Source organism: Chrysanthemum yellows phytoplasma (genome assembly GCF_000803325.1).
Taxonomy (GTDB): Bacteria; Bacillota_I; Bacilli_A; order Acholeplasmatales; family Acholeplasmataceae; genus Phytoplasma; species Phytoplasma asteris.
The window spans coordinates 1-1,189 of sequence record NZ_JSWH01000035.1 but is presented as its reverse complement, the minus strand read 5'-3'; the positions used below and the strand labels follow the sequence as shown (position 1 = coordinate 1,189).

At 26.7% G+C, this 1,189-nt stretch carries 1 protein-coding gene; it reads right to left on the bottom strand.

Annotation, left to right across the window (positions count from 1 at the left end):
- Positions 1-55: 55 nt before the first annotated feature.
- Entirely contained in the window at positions 56-1,090 is a 1,035-nt protein-coding gene (gene hrcA, locus OL66_RS00610; RefSeq protein WP_084066005.1) for a heat-inducible transcriptional repressor HrcA, read from the bottom strand.
- Between the last annotated feature and the right edge of the window lie 99 nt (positions 1,091-1,189).

Here is a 1,189-nt window from a genome sequence, read left to right as displayed (position 1 = left end):
TTTTACTTATATTTTATCTTACAATTATTTATTGTATTATTTATTCTTTTATTTGTTATTCTTGATCGTTTAATTTAGATAAATGAACTGCCAAATATTCCAAAATAGGAATAACTTTAGGATATTTCATCCACGAAGGTCCTACAACTGCAATTCTTCCTTTCTCATTAGGATTTACATCAAAAGGAATAGAAAGAATCATACAATCTTTTAAAGGGGTAAGTTGCAAGCCATCAGAAAATTTAAAAGACAAACTATCTTGATTTAACATAATTTTTAATAATTCTTTACGCTCTAAAAGACCCATAAATTTTTTAATAATTTCAGGATTACTTAATTCAGGTTTTTCAAGCATTTTAGAAACCCCCGAAAAATAAAGATTCTCTGAGGCAAAACTACTAAAAGCTTCCATAAACAAAGCAATTAATTGTTCTTGAAAACAAATATATTTAGCAATAGTTTGTTTAAAAAAATCACTTTGAATAATATTGGATGCTTCTGATAAAAACTTATCTGTCAACAAATCATTTACTACTTGCACTACATCTTTAAGGTCATAAATGCTAATTTCTTTTGTTTGATCCAAAGAAATATTTTGATGTTGTACATTTCCTTTATCAGTAATAATCAAAATAACAGCTTGAGTACTATTTAAAGGAATAAAATCAATTTTAGTAATTTTACTATTATTAAAAATATCAGAACCAATTGCCATAGCAGTATAATTAGTTAAATTATTTAACAAATTAAGAGCTTCTTTAATTACTTGTCCTTTACAAAAACGCTTTTTTTGAATCACTTTGTCAATGCTTTCAAACATACAAGCAACATCATGATCACGTGTTAATAAATGGTTTAGATAGTAAGTATAGCCCTTAAAAGAAGGCACTCTACCACTAGAAGTATGATTTTTTTGTAAAAACCCTTCTTTTTCTAATTGCACCATATCATAACGAATAGTAGCACTTGCAAATTTAAGATAAGGCAAATGGGTAAGCAGTTTAGAACCTACGGGTTGTCCTTTTTGTGAATAGTTTTCCACTACAGCCTTTAAGATTAATTTTTTTCTATCTGAAAGCATATTCATCACCTCTTGGCACTCAAATTAACGATTGCCAATAATATTGTATTACTTTTTTTGTTTAATGTCAACCCTATATTTTCATTTTGTTATATTTTTATTAATTTT